At 67.2% G+C, this 26,484-nt stretch carries 17 protein-coding genes and 3 pseudogenes; 7 read left to right on the plus strand and 13 right to left on the minus strand.

Annotated elements, in window-relative coordinates; all coding sequences use genetic code 11:
• Positions 1 to 25: 25 nt before the first annotated feature.
• The 4 genes from FQS62_RS02550 to msrB all read right to left on the minus strand — a co-directional run bounded on the left by FQS62_RS02550 (position 26) and on the right by msrB (position 4,811).
• Positions 26 to 1,471 carry an aminotransferase-like domain-containing protein gene (locus FQS62_RS02550; RefSeq protein ID WP_164158600.1) on the minus strand — a complete coding sequence of 482 codons (1,446 nt, stop codon included), beginning with the start codon at positions 1,469 to 1,471 and terminating at the stop codon, positions 26 to 28.
• Between the two features lie 243 nt (positions 1,472 to 1,714).
• Positions 1,715 to 2,452, minus strand: a complete 738-nt coding sequence (msrA, locus tag FQS62_RS02555; RefSeq protein WP_088480678.1) for a peptide-methionine (S)-S-oxide reductase MsrA — start codon at positions 2,450 to 2,452, stop codon at positions 1,715 to 1,717.
• 14 nt (positions 2,453 to 2,466) lie between these two features.
• Positions 2,467 to 4,236 carry a cytochrome c biogenesis protein DipZ gene (locus FQS62_RS02560; RefSeq protein WP_088480679.1) on the minus strand — a complete coding sequence of 590 codons (1,770 nt, stop codon included), beginning with the start codon at positions 4,234 to 4,236 and terminating at the stop codon, positions 2,467 to 2,469.
• A 2-nt stretch (positions 4,237 to 4,238) separates the two neighbouring features.
• Positions 4,239 to 4,811 carry a peptide-methionine (R)-S-oxide reductase MsrB gene (gene msrB, locus FQS62_RS02565; protein WP_049444889.1) on the minus strand — a complete coding sequence of 191 codons (573 nt, stop codon included), beginning with the start codon at positions 4,809 to 4,811 and terminating at the stop codon, positions 4,239 to 4,241.
• Between the two features lie 144 nt (positions 4,812 to 4,955).
• On the opposite strand from msrB, the pseudogene FQS62_RS02570 reads away from it, so the two are divergent.
• Both FQS62_RS02570 and FQS62_RS02575 read left to right on the plus strand, forming a co-directional pair.
• Positions 4,956 to 5,654 (plus strand): annotated as a pseudogene (locus FQS62_RS02570) (response regulator transcription factor); the annotation flags it as partial.
• A 16-nt stretch (positions 5,655 to 5,670) separates the two neighbouring features.
• Positions 5,671 to 7,140: a sensor histidine kinase gene (locus FQS62_RS02575; RefSeq protein WP_154348448.1), complete on the plus strand. Its 1,470-nt coding sequence runs from the start codon at positions 5,671 to 5,673 to the stop codon at positions 7,138 to 7,140.
• On the opposite strand, the pseudogene FQS62_RS02580 reads toward FQS62_RS02575, so the two are convergent.
• Positions 7,137 to 8,482 (minus strand): annotated as a pseudogene (locus FQS62_RS02580) (ATP-binding protein). The gene FQS62_RS02575 and the pseudogene FQS62_RS02580 overlap by 4 nt on opposite strands.
• Positions 8,479 to 9,168 carry a winged helix-turn-helix domain-containing protein gene (locus tag FQS62_RS02585; protein WP_049444898.1) on the minus strand — a complete coding sequence of 230 codons (690 nt, stop codon included), beginning with the start codon at positions 9,166 to 9,168 and terminating at the stop codon, positions 8,479 to 8,481. The pseudogene FQS62_RS02580 and the gene FQS62_RS02585 overlap by 4 nt, the downstream one beginning before the upstream one ends.
• A gap of 350 nt (positions 9,169 to 9,518) precedes the next feature.
• Here FQS62_RS02585 and asnB point away from each other — a divergent pair, with 350 nt between their 5' ends.
• On the plus strand, positions 9,519 to 11,420 hold the full coding sequence (asnB, locus tag FQS62_RS02590; protein ID WP_208044201.1) for an asparagine synthase (glutamine-hydrolyzing): 1,902 nt from the start codon (positions 9,519 to 9,521) through the stop codon (positions 11,418 to 11,420).
• 448 nt (positions 11,421 to 11,868) lie between these two features.
• On the opposite strand, the gene FQS62_RS02595 is transcribed toward asnB, so the two are convergent.
• Positions 11,869 to 12,216 carry a phasin family protein gene (locus FQS62_RS02595; RefSeq protein WP_049444902.1) on the minus strand — a complete coding sequence of 116 codons (348 nt, stop codon included), beginning with the start codon at positions 12,214 to 12,216 and terminating at the stop codon, positions 11,869 to 11,871.
• A 116-nt stretch (positions 12,217 to 12,332) separates the two neighbouring features.
• Positions 12,333 to 12,695, minus strand: a complete 363-nt coding sequence (queD, locus tag FQS62_RS02600) for a 6-carboxytetrahydropterin synthase QueD (protein ID WP_049444904.1) — start codon at positions 12,693 to 12,695, stop codon at positions 12,333 to 12,335.
• Between the two features lie 193 nt (positions 12,696 to 12,888).
• On the opposite strand from queD, the gene FQS62_RS02605 reads away from it, so the two are divergent.
• Both FQS62_RS02605 and FQS62_RS02610 read left to right on the plus strand, forming a co-directional pair.
• Positions 12,889 to 15,528 (plus strand): TonB-dependent receptor, encoded by a 2,640-nt coding sequence (locus FQS62_RS02605; protein WP_088480684.1) that lies wholly within the window; start codon positions 12,889 to 12,891, stop codon positions 15,526 to 15,528.
• A gap of 74 nt (positions 15,529 to 15,602) precedes the next feature.
• Positions 15,603 to 18,197 carry a M14 family zinc carboxypeptidase gene (locus FQS62_RS02610; RefSeq protein ID WP_208042937.1) on the plus strand — a complete coding sequence of 865 codons (2,595 nt, stop codon included), beginning with the start codon at positions 15,603 to 15,605 and terminating at the stop codon, positions 18,195 to 18,197.
• 127 nt (positions 18,198 to 18,324) lie between these two features.
• On the opposite strand, the gene FQS62_RS02615 is transcribed toward FQS62_RS02610, so the two are convergent.
• From FQS62_RS02615 to FQS62_RS02625, 3 genes and pseudogenes are all read right to left on the minus strand, one after another.
• Positions 18,325 to 18,948, minus strand: coding sequence for an outer membrane beta-barrel protein (locus FQS62_RS02615; RefSeq protein ID WP_208042936.1), 624 nt, complete (start codon positions 18,946 to 18,948; stop codon positions 18,325 to 18,327).
• Between the two features lie 92 nt (positions 18,949 to 19,040).
• Positions 19,041 to 19,664: a hypothetical protein gene (locus tag FQS62_RS02620; RefSeq protein ID WP_164158593.1), complete on the minus strand. Its 624-nt coding sequence runs from the start codon at positions 19,662 to 19,664 to the stop codon at positions 19,041 to 19,043.
• Positions 19,665 to 19,895: 231 nt separating this feature from the next.
• A pseudogene (locus FQS62_RS02625) lies at positions 19,896 to 21,316 on the minus strand (DEAD/DEAH box helicase).
• A 595-nt stretch (positions 21,317 to 21,911) separates the two neighbouring features.
• On the opposite strand from FQS62_RS02625, the gene FQS62_RS02630 reads away from it, so the two are divergent.
• Together FQS62_RS02630 and maiA are read left to right on the plus strand one after the other, a co-directional pair.
• Positions 21,912 to 22,901 carry a fumarylacetoacetate hydrolase family protein gene (locus tag FQS62_RS02630; RefSeq protein WP_208042935.1) on the plus strand — a complete coding sequence of 330 codons (990 nt, stop codon included), beginning with the start codon at positions 21,912 to 21,914 and terminating at the stop codon, positions 22,899 to 22,901.
• Between the two features lie 14 nt (positions 22,902 to 22,915).
• The gene (gene maiA / locus FQS62_RS02635; RefSeq protein ID WP_154348453.1) at positions 22,916 to 23,584 is read left to right on the plus strand and encodes a maleylacetoacetate isomerase; all 669 of its coding nucleotides are present in this window, start codon (positions 22,916 to 22,918) and stop codon (positions 23,582 to 23,584) included.
• 48 nt (positions 23,585 to 23,632) lie between these two features.
• Here maiA and FQS62_RS02640 read toward each other — a convergent pair whose 3' ends face one another.
• The gene (locus FQS62_RS02640; RefSeq protein WP_208042934.1) at positions 23,633 to 25,093 is read right to left on the minus strand and encodes a UdgX family uracil-DNA binding protein; all 1,461 of its coding nucleotides are present in this window, start codon (positions 25,091 to 25,093) and stop codon (positions 23,633 to 23,635) included.
• Positions 25,074 to 26,357, minus strand: a complete 1,284-nt coding sequence (locus tag FQS62_RS02645; RefSeq protein WP_208042933.1) for a putative DNA modification/repair radical SAM protein — start codon at positions 26,355 to 26,357, stop codon at positions 25,074 to 25,076. The genes FQS62_RS02640 and FQS62_RS02645 overlap by 20 nt, the downstream gene beginning before the upstream one ends.
• Positions 26,358 to 26,484 lie beyond the last annotated feature (127 nt).

Raw genomic sequence — 26,484 nt, forward strand, 5'->3', positions numbered from 1 at the left:
GTCGACTAACAGTCGACTCTACCTATCAATCAGCCCGCGCCAGCTCCCGCGCGATCGCACCCAGCCTCTCCACCGCACCGATGAAGCGTGCATCCAGCGTCTGGCAGCACGACAACCGCAGGCAGTGGCGGTAGCGTGCGCCGCGCGAATACACCCGGCCGGGCATGAACACGATGTCCTCCTGCAGTGCTCGCTCGAACAGCTCGCGCGTGTCCACGCCCGGCAGTTCCAGCCACAGCAGGAATCCGCCCTGCGGTTCGGTGGCACGGGTGCCGGCCGGGAAGTGCTCGGCCACCAGCTGGCGCAGCCGCCCGACCTGTTCGCGATACAGGCGACGCATGCGGTGCAGGTGGTGCTCGTAGCTGCCGGCCTCCAGGTACGCCGCGACCGCATCGCCGAGCAACTGCGGCTCACCGCCGGTGGACTGGAATTTCAGCAGCGCGATGCGCTCGGCGAAGCGCCCGCCATCCAGCCAGCCGATGCGGTAGTCCGGCGCCAGCGTCTTGGAGAAACCACCGACCACCATCACCCAGCCGTCGCGATCGAAGGCCTTCAGGAGCGGTGCCGGCGGTTCGCAGAACTGCAGCTCGGCGTACACCGCATCCTCGATCAGCGGCAGTTGCCGTGCGTTGACCAGCTCGGCCAAGCGCTGTTTGGCGGCGGTCGGCATGGTGCAGCCGAGCGGGTTGTGCACGGTGGGCATCACCACCAGAGCGGCCAGCGGCGTGTGCTCCAGCAGCGCATCCAGCGCATCCACATCCAGTCCGTGCTGTGGGTGGGTGGGCAGTTCGATGGCCTGCAGACCGAGGTTGGCCAGCAGGGGGTACAGGTTGAAGTAGGACGGCGCCTCGATGCCCACCGCATCACCGGGCTGGGTGACCGCGCGCAGCGCCAGCTGCAGCGCTTCCATCGCACCGTGGGTCAGCAGCAGGCGTTCGCTGTGGGTGTGCAGGCCCATGCGCGGGCCACGCCGCACGATCTGCGCCAGCAGCCGGGGTGAACCGTTCGGTCGCGCATAGGTCTCCACCGTCTGCTGGCCGTGGCGCAGCACCTGCGCGGTGTGACGGGCCAGCTGAGCGCCTGGATAGAACTGGCGGCCGCGCGGGCCGGCGAAGGCCAGGTCGATCACGCCGGGGCGACGTTGTGCCTCCAGCACGCGGGCCATCAGTACCTGCTGCAACGGCGCGGTGGGCGCGGACGGGGTATCACGCAGCGAGCGTTCCGGCACCGACAGTCGCGGCGCCACCTCGAAGCCGGCCTTGGGCCGCGGAATGACCAGGCCGGCATCCTCCAGCTGGCGATAGGCGGCAATCACGGTGTTCAGGCTGAGCCTGCGCTGCAGGGCCATCTGCCGCAGCGAAGGCAGGCGGCTGCCGACCGGAAGGCGACCCCCGTGGATGGCTTCGGCCAACTCATCCGACAGCCGTTGGTAGCGGGGGGGAATCATCGAAGTCTGGTCATCTGTATCCATCAAACATCCCGTCATCTGGTTCTGTACCCATGATGACGGCGAGCCTAGCATGTCGTTGTCGGCCGGGCCTGATCGGGGCACGGCCGGTCTTTCGAAACGCACGGCCGGATGGCCGTGCGTCTTTTTTTTGTGTGTAGAGCCGAGCCCATGCTCGGCTGCACTTCCGCCAACAGCAGCCGAGCGTGGGCTCGGCTCTACAGAAGAGCACCGCCGAGCGTCGGCCAGCCCAAGGGGAAATGCCGGCTACCGCATCGGCACCAGCGCCGCCTCGCGCCGGTACAGCGCCGGGAACTGCTTGCCCAGCGCGGTCAGCTTCGGTGCGTCGTAGTAGCGGATGTAGGCCGCCTGCGGGTAGTTCGTCATGTAGTTCTGGTGGTAGCTCTCGGCCGGATGGAAGCGCTGGCCGCTGACCAGCTGGGTGACGATCGGGGCGCGGTAGCTGCCGGCCTGGCCGAGCTGGGCGATGTAGGCGCGGCTGGCCGCCTGCTGGCGGGCGTCATCAGTGAAGATCGCCGAACGGTACTGGCTGCCGTGGTCGGGCCCCTGGCGGTTGAGCTGGGTCGGGTCGTGCGCCACCGAGAAGAACACCTGCATCAACTGCCCGTAGCTGACCTGGCGTGGGTCGTAGTCGATCTTCACCGCTTCGGCATGACCGGTCTGGCCGCTGCTGACCCGCTCATAGCGGGCATTGGCAGCGCTGCCACCGATGTAGCCGGACACCGCATTGCTCACGCCTTTGACGTGTTGGAACACGCCCTGCACGCCCCAGAAGCAACCGCCGGCGAACACCACGCTGGCGTGGGTCGCGTCATCGCGGAACGCCGCATCGCCGGTGGGTGCCGGCAGTGCCTGGGTCTGCGCGCTGGCTTCGACCGGCGCCGCGGCCGCGCCATGGTCGACCAGCAGCACACCGGCGATCAACGCCGTGGCCACCAGACCTGCAACACCGGCGGCGATGCCTTGTTCAAAGGAGAGTTTCATCGTGTGCTCCCGGTTCAACCGAAGGTGAAGGCGTAGGCCTGCACGCCCGCGTCAAGGAATTCGATCTCGAAGCGGTGCGGGCCGATCGTGCCGCGCTGTCGGATCAGCTGGTACAGGCGGTGCTCGTCGACCACACCGCTGCCATCGGCACCGACATCGCTGCCGGCATCGGCGGCGGGCAGCGGCTTGCCGTCCAACAGCACGCGGAAGCGCACCGGCTTTCCACCCTGGCCCGGCGCCAGCACCAGATGCAGGTCGCGCGCATGGAACTGGAAGGCGATGCGGCCACCGGCCTGCTGCAGCTGTGCGGCTTCGTCGCTGACGGTCCAGCGTCCGGACAGGCCCCACTGGTTCAACGCGAGCGTGGCCGGCAAGGTGTAGTCGAACGCGGTATCGCTGCGCTGCCCGCCGGGCGAGGCGAACTGCTCGGCGCGGGCGTGGCCCAGATAGGTTTCCGGCGAGCGCAGATTGCCCATGTCGGCCTGCGCGGCCACGCCCTTCAGATCGGCGGCGGCCGGATCGGCCGGCGGTGGCAGATTCGTCTGGCCTGCTTCGGTCAGCAGGCGACGGATCATCTGTTCCGAGCGCGCATAGTTGCCTTCGCCGAACTGGTGCCCGCGGATGTTGCCCTGCGCATCGACGAAGTACTGCGCCGGCCAGTAGCGGTTGTTGAACGCGCGCCAGATCGTGTACTGGTTGTCGAGCGCCACCGGGTACTCGACCTTGAGCTGCTGCACGGCCTTCATCACATTGCGCGGGTCACGTTCGAAGGCGAACTCTGGCGTGTGTACGCCGATCACCACCAGGCCATGGTCGCGGTAGCGACGTTCCCATTCGTGCACGAACGGCATCGCACGCAGGCAGTTGATGCAGGAGTACGTCCAGAAATCGACCAGCACTACCTTGCCGCGCAGCTGCTGGTTCGTCAGCGGCGGGCTGTTGAGCCAGCCGGTGGCGCCGTCCAGCGCGGGCAGGGTGCCTTCCACCGGCAACGGTGCATCGGCCGCGGCGTTGGCACCGGCCATCATCATCATCGGCGGTGCCGCTGGCTGCGCACCGGGTACCGCGTCCAGCAAGCCCTGCTCGATGCGCGCAGTGCTGACCGTCGAAAGGCGGGTCAGCAGGCCGGTATCCCATCCCAGGCCGATCGCCACTACGGCCAGCAGCGCCGCCACACCCAACACCTTGCGCAATACATCGCCGAGGCCCAGCCGCGCCTGCAGCGCACGGAACACGCGGCCGCCCACCCACACCGCCAGCGCCAGCGCGGTGATCGCACCCAGCGCATACGCCAGCAGCAGCGCACTGGTACCGACGCTGGCGCCATGCAGGGCAGCACCGGTCAGCACCAGGCCGAGGATTGGCCCGGCGCAGGGTGCCCACAGCAGGCCGGTGGCGATGCCGATCAGCAGCGAGGTCCACGCGCCGCCGTGCCCCGCGGCATCCGCCGCATCGGCACGCGCGCTCAAGCGGGCACCCACGCGCTGGAACGGCGCCAGAAGATGGTCGGCCAGTCGCGGCCACAGCAGGGCGACCGCGAACAACGCCATCAACAGCAGGGCGATCCAGCGTCCGACCTGGTTGGCCTGCGCCACCCATTGGCTGCCCACCGCGGCCAGGCTGGCGACCACGGTGAAGGTCAGTGCCATGCCCAGCAGCAACGGCAGCGTGCTGCGCAGGAAGGGACGGTCGGCACGCGCGAACACGAACGGCAGCACCGGCAGGATGCAGGGGCTGAGCAGGGTCAATGCGCCCCCCAGGTAAGCAAGCAGCAACAGCAGCATGGTCAGGCTCCGGAAACAGGAGAAGAACCGACCGGCACCCGCCAGCCGTCGGCGGTGCCATCCGTGGCGCCGGGAACGAACACCATCGCCGCACCGTTCATGCAGTAGCGCAGCCCGGTCGGGCGCGGGCCGTCGTTGAACACATGGCCGAGGTGGCCACCGCAGCGGCGGCAGTGCACCTCTACCCGCAGCATCCCGAAGGTGACGTCGCGGTCTTCGCCGATGGCGTTGTGCAGCGGCGCCCAGAAGCTGGGCCAGCCGGTGCCGCTCTCGAACTTGGTGGACGATGAGAACAGCGGCAGCGCACAGCCGGCGCAGGCGAAGGTGCCCTGCCGGTGTTCCTTGTTGAGCGGGCTGCTGTATGGGCGCTCGGTGGCCTGCTGGCGCAGCACCGCGTACTGCGCCGGGGTCAGTTGCTGGCGCCACTGCGCATCGCTGTGCATGACTTCGAACTGTCGCGGCGGGCGCGCTTCAGCGGCCGCCGGGGCGGCGCGGCTGCAGGCCCCCAGGCCGAGCAGGCCGGCGGCGGTGGCAACACCGCCCAGGCCCAGCAGATGGCGGCGGGACAGGGACATGGCGGACTCCGGGAAGGGGCGACGGGGCCATGCTGCGCCTGCCCGGGTCAACGAATCCTCACGCAGGATTCAATTTTTCGTGAGGTATCGGCAGCCATCCCGCGCCACAATGCAGCCAGCCTCCCCACTGGCCCCGAGCTGCCGATGTCCACCAAACGCGTGCTGATCGTCGAAGACGATGCCCACATTGCCGACCTGCTGCGCATGCATCTGGGCGATGAGGGCTACGACGTCGCCCATGCCGCCAGTGGCGACGCCGGCCTGCGCCTGCTCGAGCAGGACGGCCCGTGGGATGCGCTGGTGCTGGACGTGATGCTGCCCGGCGTGGATGGCCTGCAGGTCTGCCAGCGTGCACGCGCGATGGCGCGTTATGTGCCGATCATCATCATCAGCGCGCGTGGCAGCGAAACCCAGCGCATCGTCGGCCTGGAACTGGGCGCGGACGATTACCTGGCAAAACCCTTCTCGATGCCGGAACTGGTGGCACGGGTGCGCGCATTGCTGCGCCGTGCCGAGGCGATGGCGCAGAGCGCACGCATCGACGCCGGCGCAATCGAACTGGGCGGCCTGCAACTGGACCCGGTGGCGCGCACCGCCTCGGTGGACGGCAATGCGCTGGAACTGACCCCGCGTGAGTTCGACCTGCTGCTGTTCTTCGCCCGTCATCCGGACCAGGTGTTCGCGCGCATGGAACTGCTCAACCAGGTCTGGGGCTACCAGCACGATGGCTACGAACACACGGTCAACACCCACATCAACCGTCTGCGCAGCAAGATCGAGCCAGACCCGGCCAATCCACGGCGATTGCTGACGGTGTGGGGGCGCGGCTACAAGCTGGTCGACCGGCCGGGGCGGCGACATGATCAAACCGAACCTGTGGCAGAAGCTGGCGGCGGTGATCGCCGCGCTGATGCTGATGTGCTGCATGGCACTGCTGGCGCTGCAGATGCGTGCCAATACCCGCCACGAGCAGGAGGTGGTGCAGCGGCTGTCGCTGGGCCTGGCCGAGCACATCGCCCAGCGCAGCGAGCTGATGGATACCAGCGGCATGCGTGATGCGGCGGTGCGCGCGCTGTTCGGCCAGTTGATGGCGGTCAATCCCAGCGTCGAGGTCTACCTGCTGGACGACCAGGGCCGCATTCTCGGCCACGATGCGCCCAGTGGGCATCTGGTGCGCAATCGGGTGGACGTGGCGCCACTGCGTCGCCTGCTGGCCGGTGCGCCGTTGCCGATCCTGGGCGATGACCCGCGCAGCGCGGACGGCCGCAAGGTGTTCAGTGCCGCACCGTTGATCGTGCAGGGTCGCCAGGCCGGCTATGTGTACGTGGTGCTGGTGGGCGAGCACCGGCAGATGCTGGCCGACGATCTCGCCGCCGGCAGCCAATGGAACACCACGCTGTGGTCGGTCGTGCTGGTGGGGGGGCTCGGCCTGCTGGCCGGGCTGGTGGCGTTCTATTGGGTGACCCGCCCACTGCGGCGGCTGACCCGGCGCATCCAGGCCTTCGACATCGATGCGCCGACGCCGCTGCCGCCGCCGGAGCCGCTGCGCCCAGGTGAGCGCGACGAACTGGTGATCCTGGAACACGCACACGCGCAGATGGCGCAGCGGCTGGGTGAGCAATGGCAGCAGTTGCGCCAGCAGGACCTGCAGCGGCGCGAACTGGTGGCCAACATCTCGCATGACCTGCGCACGCCATTGTCGTCGCTGCACGGCTATCTGGAAACGCTGGCGTTGAAGGACGCTACGCTGTCGCCGGATGAGCGCCGCCGCTACCTCGGTATCGCGTTGGCGCAGAGCGCCAAGGTTGGCCGGCTTGCGCGTGCGCTGTTCGAGCTGGCGCGGCTGGAACATGGCGAAGTGCGCCTGGAGTGGGAAGTGTTCGCGCTGCCGGAACTGCTGCAGGACGTAGTGCAGAAGTTCGAGCTGGCCGCGCAGGCGCGCAACCAGCACCTGCACGCCGAGTTCCCGCCGGGCCTGCCATTGGTGCGGGCCGACCTGGGCCTGGTCGAGCGGGTGCTGACCAACCTGCTCGACAACGCGTTGCGGCATGCGCCGGAAGGTGGCCGGATCGATGTGCGCCTGCGTGCGACGCCCGACAGCGTGGAGGTCAGCGTGGCCGATGACGGCCCCGGGGTGGCGCCAGCGCTGCGAAACCAGTTGTTCCAGGCACCGGCTGCGTTGGGAGCACGGCGCGGCGAGAACGGCGGCTTGGGCCTGTTGATCGTGCAGCGCATCGTGCAGCTGCACGGGCGCCGGATCGAACTGCGCGACAGCGAGCGCGGCGCGTTGTTCGTGTTTGCCTTGCCGCGTGCCGAACCCGCGGTCTAGCAGGTCGTCTCGCTCTCCACGGCACCGCCGCTTTCCAGCGGCAGGTGCAGGCGGATGCAGGCACCGCCCAGTTCGGAGTCGGTTACTTCAACGTGGCCGCCATGCTTGTCGGCCACCACCTGCACCAGTGCCAGGCCGAGGCCGAACCCGGGGCTGCCCGGATCCAGCCGCACATAGGGTTGCAGCACCTGGCCGCGCAATTCGGGTGCGATGCCGGGGCCATCGTCCTCCACCTGCAGGCACAGCCAGCCGTCGTTGACCGTGCTGGCGATACGGATCTGCCGCCGTGCGTAGCGCAGGGCATTACCGAGCAGGTTGCGCAGCGCCAGTTCCAGCATGTGCCGGTTGACGTTGACCAGGCCTGCCGGCGACAGCACCTGCTGTACCGGCATCGGCAGCGGTGCGAACTGGGCCACCACGCCACGTACCAGTGCCGCCAGCTGCAGGCGCTGGCGGGTCAGCTGGTGACAGCGGCCGAGCGCGGCGTACTCGACACCGGCATCGGTGAGGTGCTGCAGCCGATCGACATCGGTACGCAGCCCGCCCAGCGCATCGCGCTGCACATCGTCGAGCGCGGTGTCCTCCAGGTCGGCCAGGCCGAAGCGCATCCGCGCCAATGGCGTGCGGACTTCGTGCGCCACCGCCTGGGCCAGCACGCGCTGGCTTTCCAGCAGCTGCTGCAGCTGCTCGGCCATGTGATTGAAGGCATTGGCCAGCGGCCGCACCAGCGCGGTTCCGGCGCGCGGCGCGCGGGTATCCAGCTGGCCGTCGCGCATCTGCCGGGCGCCTGGGCCAGCTGCGAGACATCGCGCCACAGGCGGTAGACCATCACGTACATCGGCAGTGCCACTGCCACCATCAGGATCAGCAGCAGGATCGCCACGCCGGACACTTCGCTGTCCTGCCAGCCCTCGTCCGGCAGCGCTTCGTCCAGTGGCCCCAGCATCACCGCGTAGTCGCTGTCGCCGATCCGCTGCAGGCTGCGCATGTGCTCCAGGTCGATCTGCACCCGGCCGTTGTTGAACGGCGGTCGCTGGTTGGCCGACAGCGCCTTCTCCGCCTCGGCCAGCGGCACCATCCGCAGGGCGTAGGCGAAGTCAGCGTCGAGCCCGCGTGCCAGGGCGGGCCATTGCTCGCGTGGTGTTTCCGCGAAGCGTTGCTGCAGCAGCACATGGGTGCCGCGCATCTCGGCAAGCAGGCTGGCTTCGGTGCGGTCTTCCAGCAGTGCATCCCAGGCCCACAGGCCAAGCACGATCAGCAGCAGGTGGGCAACCAGGAAGCCAATGCCGTAGCGCAGGAAGTGGAAGGCGTGGCCGCGCATTGCCGAAGGCGTGCGCTTCATCCCCATGCCGAGCGGCTGAACAGATAGCCGCGTCCACGGACGGTCTTGATCCGCTCCGGTTGTTCAGGGTTGTCGCCCAGCTTGCGGCGCAGGCGCGAGATGCGTGCATCGATCGAACGGTCCAGGCCGTCGAAGGCGATGCCACGCAGGCCGCGCAACAGTGCATCGCGGTCCAGGATCTGGCCGGCGTTGCTGGCCAGCAGGAACAGCAGGTCGAACTCGGCCGTGGTCAGCTCCAGCAGGCTGCCCTGCAGGTGGACGTTGCGGGTGGAAGGGTCGATGCTCAGCTCGCCGAATCGCAGGCTGCCGTCGCGCGGTTCGACCCGGCGATGGCGGCGCAGGTGCGCACGCAGGCGGGCCAGCAGCACCCGCGGTTCGATGGGTTTGCCGATGTAATCGTCGGCCCCCAGCTCCAGTCCCAGCACCTGATCGATGTTGTCGGTGCGGGCAGTCAGCACACAGATGATGCCGTCGTAGTGGGGCCGGATCTGTCGACACACTTCGAAACCGTCCTGGTCCGGCAGACCAACATCCAGCAGGACCAGGGCCGGCTTCTCAGCCAGGATCCGGGTCACCGCACGCTCGCCGCTGCGCTCGTGGGCGACCTGGTAACCATGCCGCTGCAGATAGTCACTGACCATCGTACCCAGGCGGGCATCGTCTTCGACCAGTACGATATCCAGCATTTTCAAGGCCTCCGTGGACGCAAACGTACCGCCACGGCACGAGCGCGGCGATGCTATCCCAGCCTTCGGGCCGCCCGGGTCCCGGGGGCGGGCGCCATTCAGCCGGGGTTGCTGGCGCACCGGCCGGGTCTCAGCCCCGGCAACAACTTGCCGCCCAGCATAGCCGGTTGCCGTTACAAAACGTTACCTTCGTGATACGTCCGGTGACCATCGCTGACAGCAACGCGACTGACGCAGGGCGGGGGACGGGCTGAGCATGGAGTCTCCTCCGTTCCGCGTGCCGCCCCCATGTCGCCCGCCGCCCCCTGCCTGCTGAACCCGTCCCGCCGCTGCCACTGCGGAGGTGCCCGATGAGTGGCGTGGTTGGCGCCTGGCTGCCGCCGGCCGAGGACGAGCATCTGCTGCAGCAGCTGGCGCCGATGCTGCGCGCCCTGCAGCAGCGCGGCCGGGGCCGCATCGGCTACTGGACCGACGCCGAGGCCGGCCTCGCACTGGGGCACTGCCGGGCGCCGACCGACACGCCGCTGCAGCCGCTGAGCTCTGACTGCGGTCGCTACGTGTTGTGCCTGGACGGCCGCCTGTACAACCGCGCCGACCTGCAGTCGCAGCTGCGCGAGCTGCCGCGCAGCTGCAGCGATGCCCGGCTGCTGCTGCAGGCGATTGTTGAATGGGGCGTGGAGCGGACGCTGTCGCGCATCGAGGGAGCATTTGGCTTCAGTGTCTGGGATCGGGAGTCGCGCGCGCTGTGGCTGGCCCGTGACCCGGTCGGCGAGCGGCCGCTGTACTACGGCTGGTACCAGGGCCAGTTCCTGTTCGCCTCCGAAATGAAGGCGCTGCAGGCGTTCGCCGGCTTCGCGCCGAGCATCGACCAAGATGCGCTGAGCCTGCTGCTGCGCCACGACTATGTGCCGGCGCCGCACACCATCTACCGGGGCATCCACAAGCTGGTGGCCGGCGCGGTGCTGCGCATCGATCTCAGCGACCATGCTGCGGGTTACTCCAGCCAGGCCGCGCAGGGGGGCGCGCGCTACTGGTGCGCACGCGATGCGATGCAGAGCGCATTACAGGAACCACTGCTGCCGGCGCCGAGCCTTGAGCAGGCCACAGACCAGCTGGAAGCCGTACTGCAGAAGGCCATCGCTTCACGCATGCACTCGCCATTGGCCTGTGGCGCGTTCCTGTCCGGCGGCACCGACTCGTCGCTGGTGACGGCGATGATGCAGGCGCAATCGACCCTGCCGATCGAGGCCTGGACGGTCGGTTTCGACGATCCCGGCCATGACGAGAGCGATTGGGCCTCGCAGGTCGCGCGGCATCTGGGCGTGCAGCACCATCTGCACCGGATGGACGCGCGCCAGGGCCTGGATCTGCTGCAGCGGCTGCCGCAGGTCTGGTGCGAGCCGTTCGCCGATGCCTCGCAGCTGCCGACCCTGCTGGCCAGTGAACTGCTGGGCGCGCGCAAGCCGGTGGCGCTCACCGGCGACGGTGGCGATGAACTGTTCTTCGGCCACCCGAGCTATGGCCGCGCGCTGCGCAATGCGCGCCTGTGCGGTGGCCTGCCGGACTGGGTGCGCGATCTGGCGCGGCGCAGCGGCAACCGCATGAACGTCGAGCGTGGCCGCCTGGGCGGCTGGCGTGCGTTGGTGGCCGAGGTCGCCGCCAATGACGTGGAAGGTCACTACCTGCAGCGCGTGACGCGCTGGCGGCAGCCGGCACAGGTGGTGCTGGGCGCGCGCGAGCCGATGACGATCTTCCAGCAGCAGGACACGGCGCTGCCGGCCGAAGCCCGCATCCAGCTGCTGGATTTCCGTATGGATCTGGCTGAGGGCATCCTCGCCAAGGTCGACCGTGCCGGCATGGCGGCCGGGGTGGAAACCCGTGCGCCACTGTTGGACATGGAAGTGGTGCGCTTGGCCTGGCGGCTGCCGCAGCACCTGAAGTATCACGACGGTGAGCACAAGCGCATTCTCAAGCACCTGCTGGCACGCTATCTGCCGGAGCCGCTGGTGTACCGGCCCAAACGCGGTTTCGGCCCGCCGATGGCACGCTGGCTCGCCGGCCCGCTGCGCGATTGGGCCGAGGCGCTGCTGGACCCGCAGCTGCTGCGCAACCAGGGCTGCTTCGATGCGGCACGCGTGCGCGGCATCTGGGAAGCGTTCCTGCGGGGTGAGCGCAAGTGGCACACGCACCTGTGGAACGTGTTGATGTTCCAGGCGTGGCACCAGCACTGGCACGTCAATCGCGGGCGTTGAGCCGTTTCTGCATTGCGTGCAGCGGACTGAATCAGCGTGGCGCAGGGCGGATGCCCTTGCGTACGAATGTCCTCCGGCGCCGGCCGTTGGCCGTCACCTCCCCCTTTACTTCGTACGCAAGGGCATCCGCCCTGCGTTCGGAGTTCGTCGGCGCCTCGTTGAAAGGCGCCACGAGCGCTGCGCTTTACCTGCCGTAAGCCGAGCCTCGTCGGGGCAGGCAGGGGTCTGGGCAAGGTAAAGGAGGAGGTGACGGCCAAGGGCCGGCGCCGGGGGACATTTGTCCAGGCCCCTGCCCGCCCCGGCGGGGCCCTCCAGCCTGCAGAGACGTCGGACGAAGACGCACTTCGGTATCCGGACGCCAGACAAAAAAAAGACCCGGCAGAGGGAGGGATCTGCCGGGTCCGGATTGCGTGGGGGGAGGGACCCACGCAATGAGCGTTGCGTCGCGTCAGTGGTTGTTCGCGTCCGCCGTTGATTCGTTGTAGCCCTGCACCAGTTCGGACCACGCCTTGCCGGCCACCAGGCCGAGACCGACCACGTCCTGCTGGGCCTGACCCAGCCGCTGCAGGTTGTCCTGCCACAGCTGTGCGCCCTTGTTGAGCATCCCGGCCGCGTCGTCGCTGCGGGCCAGTTCGCCCAGCCAGCCGCCGGTCGCGGTCAGGTTGCGCTCCATCACCTTCAGCTGCACGCCGAACATGCTTTCCGCGTTCTCCAATGCCAACCGGTTCGCACGCGTTGCCGCGGCGGCGAACTGGCGGGTGGCATCACTGAAGCGATCGCTGAAGGCGGCGGCCATGGGGCATCAGGGAGTGACTTGATGCAATGCAGCATACGCCGTTGATGCGGCAATGCAACAAAAATAACAAAGGCGCCCACGGCGCCTTTGAAACACCTTTCAGATCAATGGGTTGATCAGGCCGCCGGGCCGCGGTAACGGCAACCGGAGGTGCAGGTTTCGTGCACGGTGATCTCGCTCAGCGCCGGCAGGCTGGGCTTGAGTTCGTTCCAGATCCACACCGCCAGGTTCTCGCTGGTCGGGTTCTCCAGGCCGGGGATGTCATTGAGGTAGTGATGGTCCAGGCGGTCGTAGATCGGCTGGAAGGCTGCCTTCACGTCGCCGAAGTCCATGATCCAGCCGGTCTGCGCACCGGGCTCGCCCTCGACCTTCAGTTCCACCCGGAACGAGTGGCCGTGCAGGCGCGCGCACTTGTGCCCCGGCGGCACGTTGGGGAGGCGGTGCGCCGCCTCGAGCATGAAGACTTTGAAGATTTCCATGGCGCGATTGTACGCCGCAGGTGGCCGGCCGGCCTGAGCGGATGTTGGGCTTTTGTGAAGTAAGTATTTCCATCCGGATGAAGAGATGATAGTTTCTCTTATATCCGTATGAAGAGATGTTATTGGCCGAACCCCGGCCAGGCATGGACTACTGCGGAACTTCGTCGCCCTTACCACCTCCCCCCACATCGTCATGCCCAAGCACACCCTGCTCGTGGCGGCCCTGGCCGTCGCTCTGGCCGCGCCTTTGTCCGCCGCCGCCGAAACCTCCGCCGACGCCAGTGGCGACGCCAGCACCCTGGCCGCCGTGCGCGTCACCGGTTCCAACATCAAGCGCACCGATACCGAGGCCTCCAACCCGGTGCAGGTGATCGGCCGCCAGCAGTTGGAACAGACCGGCAAGGCCACCGTGGCCGATGTGCTGCGTTCGATCTCGGCCAACACCGGCAACGCCAGCAACGAAACCACCAACAACGGCTGGGCCTCCGGCTCGGCCGGCATCGGCCTGCGAGGTCTGTCGCAGAAAAACACGCTGGTGCTGCTCAACGGCCGCCGCCTGGCCAACTACGGCTTCCCGGCCGGCGGCCTGTCCGACACCTTCGTCGATCTCAACGCGCTGCCGCTGGTCGCGGTCGAGCGCATTGAGGTGCTCAAGGACGGTGCCTCGGCGGTGTACGGCTCCGACGCCGTGGCCGGCGTGGTCAACATCATCACCCGGCAGAACTTCGAAGGCGCCGAGATCGGCGGCAGCTTCGGCGGTGCCGACCAGGGCGGCCTGCACGAGCAGAACCTGAAGTTCGTCGGCGGCCTCGGTGATCTCGACACCGATGGCTACAACATCCTCTTCAGCCTGCAGGGGTACAACCGCGAGCGCCTGGACCAGGACGAGCGCAACCTGACCAGGAGCGGCATCTACACCGACAAGCCGGGTGGCCGCTGGAACGGCTGGTCGGCCAAGGGCGCGCGCTACCTGGTCAACGGCATCTCGGTGCCGATGCTCGATGCCAACGGTAACTGCCCGACCGGCACCACCCGCGTGGCCAGCGCGCCGATCGATGGCCTGGCCGGCGACACCTGCGGCTTCAACCAGGCACCGTTCACCACGCTGATCCCCTCGACCAAGCGCTACCAGGCCTACGCCAACGGTACCTTCCGCCTGAACGACAACGTCGAGGCCTTCGGCGAAGTGCTGTACAGCCAGATCAAGAGCGCCGCGTGGTTCGGCAGCAGCCCGTTCTTCACCCTGGAGAGCGGCCGCTTCGCACTGAACGCCAACAGCGGCCTGGCCGAGCCGGTGTCGTCGCTGCTGCCGGCCAGCAATCCTTACAACCCGTACGGTCGTGCGATCCCGATCGAGTACACCTTCTTCGACCTGGGCGGCACGATCAAGACCAACCGATCCACGGCCTATCGCGGCGTATTCGGCCTGCGTGGCACCACCGCCCACTGGGACTGGGAAGTGGCTGCATTCGGTGCGCGCAGCAGCGAACGCGAGAGCGTCTCCGGTGGCTTCGCCAATCGCTGGGCACTGGCCGATGCGCTGGCCACGGGCAGCTACAACCTGCTCAACCCGGCGGCCACGCCGCAGTCGGTGCGCGACTCGATCAACATCGCCACGCTGCGTCCGGCAGAATCCAAGCTGCAGGGCATCGACGCCAAGATCTCCGGCAGCCTGGGCCACACCTGGGCCGGCGAGATCGGATTCGCTGCCGGTGCCGAGTGGCGCCGCGAGAAGCTCGATTCCAACAACCCATGGCAGATCGATGCCGGCCTGCAGGTGCGCCCGGCCATCGCCGAAGTGCACGGCAAGCGCCAGGTCAGTGCCGCTTATGCCGAAGTGAACGTGCCGCTGGCGTCGACGCTGGAGCTGTCCGCCGCCGCGCGTGCCGATCACTACGATGATTTCGGCGATGCGTTCTCGCCGAAGCTCGGCCTGCGTTGGCAGCCGCTGGATTTCCTGCTGGTGCGAGCGTCGGCGTCGAAGGGCTTCCGCGCACCGTCGCTGTCGGAAAACTCCAATAGCACCAGCATCGCCTACGGCAGCGTGGTCGATCCGCGTGATCCGGACGTGCCGGGTTCGCGGCAGAATCCCACCTTCTTCACCGTCGGCAACAACGCGCTGAAGCCCGAGCGCACCAAGAGCGTGAACTTCGGCGTGGTGCTGTCGCCGTGGGCCAACACCAACCTGAGCGTGGACTACTACCGCATCCAGCTGGACAACCTGGTCGGCACCAACAACACCCAGACCCTGGTCAACGACAACGTGGCCGGCGCGGTGCAGCGCGATGAGCGTGGCAAGCTGCAGGCGGTCTACAACCGTTACCAGAACCTGAGCGAGCTGAAGACCTCGGGCATCGACGTCGAGCTGCGCCAGCGCATCCCGACCGCAGCACTGGGTGACTTCACCGTGTCCTCGGCCTACACCCACGTGCGCGACTACCGTCGCCCGACCGTGGTCGGTGGCCCGCTGGTGGATTACGCGGGCAGCAACCTGGGCGCGACCCTGCCCAAGGACAAGGCCACCACCACGCTGGACTGGAAGTACGGTGATTTCAACGCGGCCGTGACCTGGTACTACACCAGCAGCTACCGCCAGGAAGCCAGCACCGCCGCCAAGGCCGTGCAGCAGCGCGTCGGCAGCTACAGCCAGTACGACCTGTACCTGGCCTACACCGGCATCGACAAGCTGACCGTGTATGCCAAGGTGCAGAACCTGGCCGACAAGACACCGCCGTACGACGCCTCGTTCCCGGGCATCCGCGCGCCGTATGACTTCAGCCAGTACGACCTGCGTGGCCGCTACTTCACGCTGGGCTTCGATTACCGCTTCTGATCCATCCGCCGCGGCCGGTCACCTGAGGGGACCGGCCGCGCGATCGTCTGCCGTTGTGTTCCAGGGGAGTCACCGTGTCCTTGCATCGCCGTGCCGTTCTTCCGCTGCTGCTTGCCGCCGCCACCGCACTGTCCTCGCCGCAGCCGGCGCAGGCACAGAGTGCGTACTTCTTCCCGCAGGTCACCGACGCAGCGGCGTTCGATGCAGCGGTGCCCACGCCGGAGCAGTTCCTCGGTTACCCGATCGGCAGCCGTTACACCCGGCACGACCAGCTGGTGGCGTACTTCCAGGAACTGGCCAAGCGCTCGGACAAGATCAGCGTGCGCGAGATCGGCCGCAGCTATGAAGGTCGCCCGCTGTTGATCGCCACCGTCACCGCTGCAGGCAATCATGCGCGGCTGGAACAGATCCGCCAGCAGCACGCGACCCTGGCCGATCCGGCGCAGCCGCGCAGCGCCGCCGGTGACAGCCCGGTGGTGGTGTGGCTGGGCTACAGCGTGCATGGCAACGAGACCTCCAGTGCCGAGGCGGCGATGCTGACGGCGTACTACCTGGTGGCCAACCGCAGTGCCGAAACCCAGCAGTGGCTGCAGCAGGCGGTGGTGCTGTTCGACCCGGCACAGAATCCGGATGGCCGCGATCGCGCCGCCAACTGGCACAACGCCTGGGCCTCCGATCCAGCCTCTGCCGACCCGGCCGACAAGGAGCACGTCGAGCCGTTCCCGCAAGGGCGCACCAACCACTACTTCACCGATCTCAACCGCGACTGGCTGGCCCTGACCCAGCAGGACTCACGGCCGAAGGTGGAGGTGTTCCACCAGTGGTACCCGAACGTGCAGATCGACTTCCACGAGATGGGCAAGGACAGCACCTACTACTTCGAGCCCTCGCCGAAGAGCATGCACAGCCCGCTGATTCCGGCGGCGTCGTATGAATTCAACAAGACCCTCGCCAAGTACCACGCGCAGGCGCTGGATGCCTTGGGTTCGCTGTACTACACGGGCGAGAATTTCGACAATTTCTCGCCGGTGTACGGTTCCACCTATCCGGACTTCCATGGCGCCGTCGGCGTTACCGTCGAGCAGGCCAGCTCGCGCGGCCGCGTGCAGGAATCGGTGAATGGCCTGCTGACCTTCCCCTTCACCATCCGCAACCAGGTCGCCACCGGGCTGGGCACGGTGCGTGGCGCGGTGACCGAGCGCAGCGGGCTGTTCGACCTGCAGAAGCAGTTCTTCCAGGGCGCGCTGAAGCAGGCCGCGCAGCAGCCGGTGAAGAGCTTCGTGTTCGGCGATGCGCATGACCCTGCATTGACCCGGCGCCTGCTGGAACTGTTGCTGCTGCATCGCATCGAGGTGCGCGCGCTGGATCGTGCAGTCAGTGTCGATGGGCAGCGCTTCGATGCCGGCAGCGCCTACGTGGTGCCGGTACAGCAGGCGCAGTTCCGCCTGGTGCATTCGATTTTTGCCGAGACACCGCCGATCAAGGGCGATGTGTTCTACGGCAGCACCAGCTATGCGATCGCACCGGCGTATGGCGTGGCCTTTGCGGGCAGCCGCAGCCGCATCGAAGGCGGCGCACGCGTGGCCGCGCTGCCGGTGGAGCAGGGCGCGGTGCTGGGCGGCGAGGCCGGATTCGCCTACGCCATCGACTGGCGCGACTACAACGCCGGGCGCGCGCTGGCCGCGCTGCAGGGCAAGGGCGTGAATGCACGCGCGGCATTCCAGCCGTTCACCACCGCGACCGCGCAGGGCGACATCAGCTTCGCCGCCGGCAGCCTGGTCGTTCCGGTTGCCGGGCAGTCGCTGCAGGGTGCGGCGCTGCTTGAGGCAGTGACGTCCGCCGCGCGCGAGGCGGGCGTACAGGTACACGCGCTGTCCAGCGGCCGCAGCCGCGAAGGCATCGACCTCGGCAGTGACGGCGTGAAAGCGCTGCGCAAGCCTGCGGTCGCGCTGGTGATGGGCGAGGGCGTGGCCGCCACCGAGATCGGATCGGCGTGGTTCCTGCTCGACCAGCAGCTGCACCTGCCGGCCAGCAAGCTGGACCCGCAGCAGCTGGGCAAGGTGCCGCTGGACCGCTACACCACGATTGTGTTGTCCGGCGGTACCTATACGGGCGTCGATGCCACGGCAGTGGCTGCACTGAAGCGCTGGGTGCAGGCCGGTGGTTCGCTGGTGACCTACGGCAGTGCCTCGAAGTGGGCGATCGAACAGAAGCTGGCCGACGGCGAAAAGCTCGGCAAGGAAGAAGAGACTGCTGACGAAAGCCGCCGCGCGTTCGGCGACCAGCGCGATATCGCCGCGATCGAGCGGGTCAGCGGCAACATCCTCAGCGCCGACGTGGATATCAGCCATCCACTGGCGTTCGGCGTGCCGCGCCGGCAGCTGGCGATCAACAAGGAGAACACGGTGACGCTGCAGCCGAGCGCGAACCCGTTTTCCACGGTGGTGCGCATCGACACGCCGCCGCGGGTGAACGGCTATCTGTCCGAGCGCAACCGCGCGCGGGTGGCAGGCAGTGCGTGGCTGCTGGTGTCGGCGCAGGGGCAGGGCAATGTGGTGCTGTTCGCCGATGATCCGGCGCATCGCAAGTACTGGCACGGTACGGATCGCCTGCTGATCAACGCGATCTTCTTCGGGAATCTGGTGAATCCGGGCAAGGCGCGGGGTTGAGGATCTGCGCGCTCATGTCATGCACGAGCCTGGAAGAGGAAAACGGTAGTGCCGGCCACTGGCCGGCAACAGAAGAGGACGACGCGCCAGCGCCGTCCCCGATAGCCCCGCGCAGCGGGAACGGCGATCAGAAGCTGGCGCGCACGCCCACTCTGTATTCGGTCGTGTCCTTGTCGAGTTGGCCTTCCAGGACAAGGCCCCAGGTATCGGTGATGTTTACCTGGCCGCCCACCACGCCATACCAGCGTGCGTCCTGTCCATCGCCACCGTTGGCATAGCCGCCTTTCAGCCAGCCTTCCAGGCCGTCGGTGAACCTGCCGCGCACACCCACCATGCCCAGCACCTGGTTGAACCGCGAAGTCTGGCGGGACCGCTCGTCGTCGACGCCATAGTCCGACTTCGCCGAACGGTGGTTCCAGGCGAACTCGCTGGTGAAGTCCAGGCGGTCGCTGATCGGTGCGTGATATCCCAGGCCCAGGTACGGAACGTCGAGAGTGGTCTTCACCCGCGCATCGCCCCGATGGTCACTTGCGCTGACGCGAGAAGCGCCGGCGATTACATGGAACTGTGGTGTGACAGCGAACGAACCCCGCACATACCCGCCGTTGAAGGTCATATCACCCGCGCTGTCAGCGTCCAGCCGCAGGCGGTTCCAGCCCCCTTCCACATAGGTGTAGCTGAGTTCGTCGCTGGCCGACGCCAGCAGTGGTGTTACCAGCAACAGGCAGGTTGCCAGGAGCATCTTGCGCATCTTTCAAGTCCTTGTGTGGCGCGACAACGCGAAGCAGCGACGCCCCGCACCGCAGTACGGGGAGTCCGGGGCCAGGAGAATGCAGATCCCGATCAGAAACTTGCGCGTACGCCTACACGGTACTCGGCGAAGTCGTCGTAGAACTGGCCTTCGGCAACCACACCCCAGGTACGGTTGAAGCTGACCTGACCACCGATGGTGCCTGTCCAGGTGCCATCGAAGTGGTTGTTCCCGTCGATGTAGCCTGCTTTGATCCACGCTTCGGTCATTGCAGACGGCTTGCCGCGAAGGCCGACATTGCCGACGGCTGTATTGACGGATGTCTTGTTCGTGTAGGTCACGCCGTCGGAGTGGACTTTGTTCTTGCCGCTGCGGCGGTTCCACGCCAGGTCGGCGGTGAAGTCCAGCCGGTCGCTGATCGGCATGTGGTAGCCAAGGCCAAGATGCGGCTGGTCGAACGTGGTTTTGACACTGGAATAGGCGTAGCGCGTGGTATCGCTCACGCGCGACCAGCCGCCGAACACGTTGACCTGTTCGGCGACGGCGAAGGAGCCACGTACATAGCCACCATCGGCCTTTGGATCGTTGTGGGCATTGGAGCTGATCTGGAGCCGGTTCCAGCCGCCTTCCACATACGTGTAGCTCATGCCGTCACTGGCCATGGCAGTCAGTGGAGTGCTGATCAGCAGCGCGGATACCAGGAAAATCTTGCGCATCATGCTTGTCCTTAATCAGATACCAATCCAGACCGGGACGTGCAGTGACGTGGCCCGGCTGCGACGTCATGTCGCCGGCCGAGTCTAGCCAAATTTCACGCGACGCATACATCGCCCGCGATGACGCTGACAGTGGGTATTGATCCATTCAGGAAATGCCTGATTCCTGACGCGCAGAAAAAAGGGCGCAGCTTGCGCTGCGCCCCTTCGTGCGTTGCAGGTGCGGCGGGATCAGCCGGCGCGACCGCCGCCGTTGCCGCCCTGGCCACGACCGCGGCCGCCACCATTGCCGCCGCCGCCACGACGCTGGCCTGACCCGCGCCCGCACCGGCACGCTGCTGGCCATTGCCACCGCCCTCGCGACGGCCGCCACCGGCCTTCTTTGGGCCCGCATGCGCATGGCGTGGCGCATCGCCGTGCGGACGGCGCGCGTGGCTCTTGCGCGGTGCGCGCTCGCCGGTATCGTGCTCGGCCTTGCCCGGTGCGCTGTTGCCCCAGCGGATCGGCGTCTGCAGCTCGAAGCCCGGTACGTCGCGGATGTCCATATCGCGGCCCAGCAGGCGGGTGATCGCACGCAGCAGCTTCACTTCATCCTGCGCCACCAGCGAAATCGCCTGGCCGGTTGCACCGTTACGGCCAGTACGGCCGATGCGGTGCACGTAGTCTTCGGCCACCATCGGCAGATCGAAGTTGATTACCTTCGGCAGCTCATTGATGTCGATGCCGCGCGCGGCGATGTCAGTGGCCACCAGCACGGTCACGCGGCCGGCCTTGAAGTCACCCAGTGCACGCAGGCGCTGGCCCTGGCTCTTGTTGCCGTGGATTGCTGCGGTCTTGATGCCGGACTTTTCCAGGAACGTGGCCAGCTTGTCGCTGCCGTGCTTGGTGCGGGCGAAGACCAGGGTCTGCTCGCGGCTGTCCTGCGCTAGCAGGTGCAGCAGCAAGTCGCGCTTGCGGCCGCCGTCGACCGGGTGCACGCGGTGGGTGATGGTTTCGGCCACGGTGTTCTTCGGCGTCACCTGGATCTGTTCCGGGTTGCGCATGAACTCCAGCGCCAGCTGGCGGATGTTGTCCTCGAAGGTAGCCGAGAACAGCAGGGTCTGGCGGTTCTGCTTCGGCAGCTTGGCCAGGATGCGCTTGATCGACGGCAGGAAGCCCATGTCGAGCATGCGATCAGCTTCGTCCAGGACCAGCAGTTCAATGCCGGACAGATCGATGCTGCGACGCTCCAGGTGGTCGATCAGGCGGCCCGGGCAGGCGACCAGCAGGTCGACGCCACGGCGCAGGATGTCCAGCTGGTTGCCCATGCCGACGCCACCGTAGATGCACGCGCTGGGGATGCGCAGGTACTTGCTGTAGCCGCGCAGGCTGTCATGCACCTGGGTGGCCAGTTCGCGGGTCGGGGCCAGGATCAGCGCGCGCGGCTTGCGCGGGCCGCTGCGCACTTCCTGCGAGGCGGTACCCAGGTGCTGCAGCAGCGGCAGGCCGAAGGCGGCGGTCTTGCCGGTACCGGTCTGTGCGCCGGCCAGCAGGTCGCGACCGGCCAGCGCCAGCGGGATCGCCTGCTGCTGGATCGGGGTCGGGTTTTCGTAGCCCTGCTCGGCAAGCGCACGCAGCAGGAAGGGCGCCAGGCCCAGCGATTCAAAAGACATTGAGATTGCTCCAAGTACAAGAAACGCCTGTCCGAACGGACAGACGGGGGCAGATCAAACTGATCGGCTGACTCGGAGCGTTCCCGTGAACCGCGCTGCGAGAATTGGGTGCAGCCGGCACGACGCGCAGGCTGGAATGCGTGACGAACGGCGTCGGAGTGGGGGCGGGCGAAGAGGGCGGACCCTGGTCGCCGGCGATCCCGGAGGGAAACGGACGGCCGCTGCAGACTCCGCAAGTCTAAACGATGTTTGAGACTTCACGCAAAAAGGCCTGTTCAGCTAGGGGTTCTCTCTGCAGGGCTGCGCCCTGCACCCGCAGAGGCTGGAGCAACGTCAACGTCAAAAGCTGGTTTCCTGAGGGGTGGCGGGGTGGGTCCGGTGGCGTCCCCGCAAACCCACAGTGCCCTGCCATCCCACGGAATGCCCGCTGTTGCTGTTGCTTCGGCTGTTGCCCTGGCTTGAAGCAGGTGCAGGGGTGCAAGCCCTGCCGAACCCCCACTACGGTAGGGTGGCACGATGCCGCGCTGCAGCTTGGCGCCGCCGCATATTTGATTACACTTGAAACTTGTTTGCCCACGACTCCGGACACCCACCCATGAAGCTTGGTTCTTTGAAGGAAGGCGGCCGCGACGGCACCCTGATCGTCGTCTCGCGTGACCTGCGCCACGGCGTGCGCGCCACCGGCATTGCCGCCACCCTGCAGCAGGCCCTGGAGGACTGGAGCCACATCGCGCCGCGCCTGAACGCGCTGTACGAATCGCTCAACGCCGGCGACGCCGATGGCGTGTTCGACCTCGACCCGCAGGCGCTGGCCGCGCCGATGCCGCGCGCCTACGAATTCGTTGATGGCAGCGCCTACCTGCCGCATGTCGAGCGTGTGCGCCGCGCCCGTGGCGCCGAGGTGCCGGAAAGCTTCTACACCGATCCGCTGATGTACCAGGCCACCAGCGCCGGCTTCTACGGCCCGCGCGATGCGGTCAAGGTGGTCAGCGAGGACTACGGCATCGACCTGGAAGCGGAAATCGTGGTGATCACCGACGACGTGCCGATGGCCGCCACCCCGGAACAGGCTGCGGGCCATATCCAGCTGGTCGGCCTGGTCAACGATGTTTCGCTGCGCAACCTGATCCCGGGCGAGCTGGCCAAGGGCTTCGGATTCCTGCAGTCCAAGCCGCGTTCGGCGCTGTCGCCGGTGTTCGTCACCCCCGATGAGCTGGGTGCGGCCTGGCAGGACAGCAAGGTGCACCTGCCGCTGCTGACCCACATCAACGGGAAATGGTTCGGTGCGCCGGAAGCGGGCGTGGACATGCAGTTCAACTTCGCCCAGCTGGTCGCGCATGCGGCCAAGACCCGTCCGCTGGGCGCCGGTACCATCGTCGGCTCGGGCACCATCGCCAACCAAGACACCAGCAAGGGCGCATCGTGCTTCGCCGAGCAGCGCGTAGTCGAAACCCTGCGTGACGGCAAGCCGAGCACGCCGTTCATGTCCTTCGGCGACGTAGTCCGCATCGAGATGCTCGATGCCTCGGGCAACAGCATCTTCGGTGCGATCGAGCAGCGCATCGAACAGGCGGCCAAGCCCTGAGCATGGAGGCGGCGATGGACATCCTGGTTGACGACGGCATCGTGCTGTACACCTACTGGCGATCCAGCGCCGCCTACCGCGTGCGCATCGGCCTGGAGCTGAAGGGCCTGGCCTGGGAGGCGCGGCCGGTGCACCTGGTGCGCGAAGGCGGAGAGCAGCACCTGGACGCCTATCGCGCCCTCAATCCGCAGCAGCTGGTGCCCACCCTGCTGCATGACGGGCATACGCTCACCCAGTCGCTGGCGATCCTCGAATACCTGGATGAGCGCTTCCCACAGGTGCCGCTGCTGCCGGCCGACGCCGCCGGCCGCGCGCGGGTGCGGGCCCTGGCCCAGCTGGTGGCCTGCGACATCCATCCGATCAACAACCTGCGGGTGATGCAGTATCTGGAGCGCAACCTGCAGCTGCCGGCCGATGCCCGCATGCAGTGGACCCTGCACTGGATGGCCGAAGGCTTTGCTGCGATGGAAGCGATGCTGGCCAACAGCCGCGACACCGGCACCTTCTGCCACGGCGACCGCCCCGGACTGGCCGACATCTGCCTGCTGCCGCAGCTGTACAACGCACACCGCTTCGGCCTGGACCTGACGCCGTACCCGACCCTGCGCCGTATCGAGGCGGCCTGCCAAGCGCTGGACGCCTTCGACAGCGCGCGTCCGGAAAACCAGCCCGACGCCGCCTGATCCCAAAAAAGGGGACGGAGGGGATTACGTCGTAAGTGCACATACGACTTAATCCCCTCCGTCCCCTTTTTGCAGCAATCGCGCGAGGTCATCGCGGAACAACCGGTAGGCATCCTCGCGGCGTGCATCATCGCCCTGCCGCAGTACCCACGCCGGATGCACGGTGGCGTAGCCGCGGGTGCCATCCTCCAGCGTGTGCCAGCGTCCACGGTCGTGCGTCAGATTGAAATCACGGCCAAATACCGAGGCTGCCGCGGTAGCGCCCAGGCAGACGATGACCTGCGGCCGCACCCGCGCGATCTCGCCCATCAGCCATGGCCGGCAGGCCTGGATGTGGCGGCTTTCCGGTCGCTTGTGCAGCCGGATCTTGCCGCGGCGCTCATGGTGGAAGTGCTTCACCGCATTGGTCAGGTACAGCGTGGCGCGATCGATTCCCAGCTCGGCCAGGGCACGGTCCAGCAGCTGGCCCGCCGGGCCGGCGAATGGCTGGCCGCGCAGATCCTCGGTATCACCAGGCTGCTCGCCGATCACCATCACCCGCGCATCGGCCGGCCCCTGGCCGAACACCGCCTGCGTGGCGGTCTCCCACAGCGGGCACTGGCGGCAGGCGCTGGCCTGCTGTCGCAGCGTCTGCAGGCTGCCGGTATCGGGGGGCGCCGACGCAGCGTCCCTACGCAGTGGAATCCTGCGCTGCGGTGCCTGCGCGGGCCGGTCATGCATTTCCTGCACGCGATCGCCCGCATCGCGAACCAGCCGCGGCAGCAACTGCGCCTCGGGCAGGTGGCGCCAGTATTTGGCCGGCATCTCCTGCATCATCATCCGTGTGTTGAGCCGCGCCGGATTGAAGATGTTGGCGTAGTAGGTCTGCCACAGCGACTCGAGTGCATCCTCGGCCGGGGCATCCTCGCGCCGCGCGCCGGGGCCGAAGGCAAGCGCCTGCCCATCCCAGGCGACGCTGCGCGAAGGGGTCAGTATCGCCCAGCGCATCCCGGTGAAGCGGCGTGCGAAGAAGGGGGCTACCCGATCAACGATGTTGTGCTCTGGCTCGAACCACGCGATGAAGGCATCGGGCTGGCCAGGCACCTCGCGGAATCGCACGAACGCTTTCATCTTGTGCGTATCGCGGCGGACGGCCTGGGCGAGTGCGTTCGCGCGCAGGACATCGGCATCGGCGGGGTTGGTCAGCACCGAGCGCTCGCCATGAGTAATGCGCCACAGCAGGCGATACAGCAGGGCCAGGCGCTGGGGGTCGCGATGACACAGGCAGGTCGCCGCCAGGTCGAGGAAGTCGCGCGGAACGCTGGGCGCAGCGGCATCGGCAGGCATCGGTGCCAGCTGTACGGCCGGCGCATCCAGCAGCGAAACCTCACTGCCTTCGATCCAGTCCAGCTGCGGCGGTGCCACGTCGCGCAGCAGTGCCTCGCGCGCGGCCTCGCGCCAAGGCTCCAGCGACCACGGCGGGTCCACCCGCAGCGACCAGCGCTGCGCGTCAGGCGGCGGGCGGTGCATCAAACAGCGAGCCCTGTCGTGGAGGCGGCGCCAGCTGCGCGCGCAACGCGGCCGGATCATCCAGCGCCTTGCGCGGGTGGTGGTCGGCCAGCAGCACGAACGGTAGCAGCTTGCTCATCGGGGCCTTCAACCGGGCTACGTCGGCCACCCGCAGGCGGCCGTGCCGGCGTGCCATCAGCACCCGCTTCACGTTGCGCACGCCCAGCCCGGGTACGCGCAGCAGCAGCTCTTTCGGTGCGCGGTTGAGGTCCACGGGAAAGCGCTCGGGATGACGGATCGCCCAGGCCATCTTCGGATCGATATCCAGGTCCAGCATGCCGTCGCCGGCGCTGTCGGTGATCTCATCCACGCCATAGCCGTAGAAGCGCAACAGCCAATCGGCCTGGTACAGGCGATGTTCGCGTTGCAGTGGCGGTGGTTGAAGTGGCAGCTGGCGACTGGCATCTGGAATCGGGCTGAAGGCCGAGTAATACACCCGGCGCATGCGGTAGTTGCCATACAGCGCGTCGGCACTGGCCAGGATCTGCCGATCGTTGGCCCCATCAGCACCGACGATCATCTGCGTGCTTTGTCCGGCGGGTGCGAAACGGGGAGGGCGCGGGCGTGCACTGCGGCTGGCCGCCGGCGCCACCGCTGCGGGGGCCTTGCGCGCTTCCTTGGCTTCCTCGATGCGCCAGTGCAGTTCGCCCATCGCGCCGCGTATCGAATGCACCGTCTTCTCCGGCGCCAAGGCGCTCAGTCCGGCTTCGGTGGGAAGTTCCACGTTGATCGACAGGCGGTCGGCGTAACGCCCGGCACTGGCCAGCAGTTCCGGCGAGGCCTCGGGAATGGTCTTGAGGTGGATGTAGCCGGCATAGCGGTGTTCTTCGCGCAGCTGCCGTGCCACCTCCACCATCTGCTCCATGGTGTAGTCCGCATTGCGGATGATGCCGCTGGAAAGGAACAACCCCTCGATGTAGTTGCGCTTGTAGAAGTCCAGGGTGAGCGCGACGACCTCATCCACGCTGAAGCGCGCACGGGCCACGTTGCTGGATACCCGGTTCACGCAGTAGGCGCAGTCGTAGACGCAGAAGTTGGTCAGCAGGATCTTCAGCAATGAAACGCAGCGGCCGTCCGGCGTATAGCTGTGGCAGATGCCCATGCCTTCGGTGCTGCCGATGCCGCCGCTGGCGCGCGAATCGCGTTTGCCCGAGCCGCTGGAGGCGCAGGAGGCGTCGTATTTGGCGGCATCGGCCAGTATGGCCAGCTTGCGGATGGTTTCCATTGAGGAAACCTACGGATGAGGAGTCTCATTGGATGAGACCGCCCTGAACTCTTCAGAAAAAGGGGACGGAGGGGATTAAGTCGCAAGTGCACAAACGACTTGATCCCCTCCGTCCCCTTTTTCGTGG

The organism is Stenotrophomonas sp. SBJS02, assembly GCF_020428325.2.
Classification (GTDB): domain Bacteria; phylum Pseudomonadota; class Gammaproteobacteria; order Xanthomonadales; family Xanthomonadaceae; genus Stenotrophomonas; species Stenotrophomonas africana.

Bases quoted from the DNA above. Each gene is read 5' to 3' on its own strand.
- FQS62_RS02550 (WP_164158600.1), bottom strand. From the start codon at position 1,471: ATGGATACAGATGACCAGACTTCGATGATTCCCCCCCGCTACCAACGG.
- msrA (WP_088480678.1), bottom strand. From the start codon at position 2,452: ATGAAACTCTCCTTTGAACAAGGCATCGCCGCCGGTGTTGCAGGTCTG.
- FQS62_RS02560 (WP_088480679.1), bottom strand. From the start codon at position 4,236: ATGCTGCTGTTGCTGCTTGCTTACCTGGGGGGCGCATTGACCCTGCTC.
- msrB (WP_049444889.1), bottom strand. From the start codon at position 4,811: ATGTCCCTGTCCCGCCGCCATCTGCTGGGCCTGGGCGGTGTTGCCACC.
- FQS62_RS02575 (WP_154348448.1), top strand. From the start codon at position 5,671: ATGATCAAACCGAACCTGTGGCAGAAGCTGGCGGCGGTGATCGCCGCG.
- FQS62_RS02585 (WP_049444898.1), bottom strand. From the start codon at position 9,168: ATGCTGGATATCGTACTGGTCGAAGACGATGCCCGCCTGGGTACGATG.
- asnB (WP_208044201.1), top strand. From the start codon at position 9,519: ATGAGTGGCGTGGTTGGCGCCTGGCTGCCGCCGGCCGAGGACGAGCAT.
- FQS62_RS02595 (WP_049444902.1), bottom strand. From the start codon at position 12,216: ATGGCCGCCGCCTTCAGCGATCGCTTCAGTGATGCCACCCGCCAGTTC.
- queD (WP_049444904.1), bottom strand. From the start codon at position 12,695: ATGGAAATCTTCAAAGTCTTCATGCTCGAGGCGGCGCACCGCCTCCCC.
- FQS62_RS02605 (WP_088480684.1), top strand. From the start codon at position 12,889: ATGCCCAAGCACACCCTGCTCGTGGCGGCCCTGGCCGTCGCTCTGGCC.
- FQS62_RS02615 (WP_208042936.1), bottom strand. From the start codon at position 18,948: ATGCGCAAGATGCTCCTGGCAACCTGCCTGTTGCTGGTAACACCACTG.
- FQS62_RS02620 (WP_164158593.1), bottom strand. From the start codon at position 19,664: ATGCGCAAGATTTTCCTGGTATCCGCGCTGCTGATCAGCACTCCACTG.
- FQS62_RS02630 (WP_208042935.1), top strand. From the start codon at position 21,912: ATGAAGCTTGGTTCTTTGAAGGAAGGCGGCCGCGACGGCACCCTGATC.
- maiA (WP_154348453.1), top strand. From the start codon at position 22,916: ATGGACATCCTGGTTGACGACGGCATCGTGCTGTACACCTACTGGCGA.
- FQS62_RS02640 (WP_208042934.1), bottom strand. From the start codon at position 25,093: ATGCACCGCCCGCCGCCTGACGCGCAGCGCTGGTCGCTGCGGGTGGAC.
- FQS62_RS02645 (WP_208042933.1), bottom strand. From the start codon at position 26,357: ATGGAAACCATCCGCAAGCTGGCCATACTGGCCGATGCCGCCAAATAC.